General features: G+C 65.7%; 1 protein-coding gene. It reads right to left on the minus strand.

Annotation, left to right across the window (positions count from 1 at the left end):
• Nucleotides 1–361 (minus strand): Ig-like domain-containing protein (locus F6X42_RS43150; protein ID WP_187639797.1); only part of this gene is annotated, 361 nt, incomplete at both ends.

The raw sequence follows: 361 nt of genomic DNA on the forward strand, positions 1-361 counted from the left end.
CGTTGTCGATCACGATGATCGTGTCGCCCGGCTCACCCTTGCCCACCAGCGTCGGCTGCGTGTCGTCCGTGCTCTCCCCATTGCCCACCGGACCCTGGATCGGACCCACGTGGTCAATGACTTCGCCGATCGACGGCGTGTCCGGCGGGGTCGTGTCCACGATCACGGTCCACGGGTCCGACGGCTTGCTTTCGTTGCCCGCCGGATCGCGTTCCACCAGCGTGAACTCATGCCGGCCTTCGTCCAGCGGCGTTTCAGGCGTGAAGCTCCAGTTGCCCTCCTCGTCGACCTTCGTCTCGCCAATCGGCGTGCCGTTGTCGATCACGATGATCGTGTCGCCCGGCTCACCCTTGCCCACCAG

The organism is Paraburkholderia podalyriae, assembly GCF_014397785.1.
Lineage (GTDB): Bacteria > Pseudomonadota > Gammaproteobacteria > Burkholderiales > Burkholderiaceae > Paraburkholderia > Paraburkholderia podalyriae.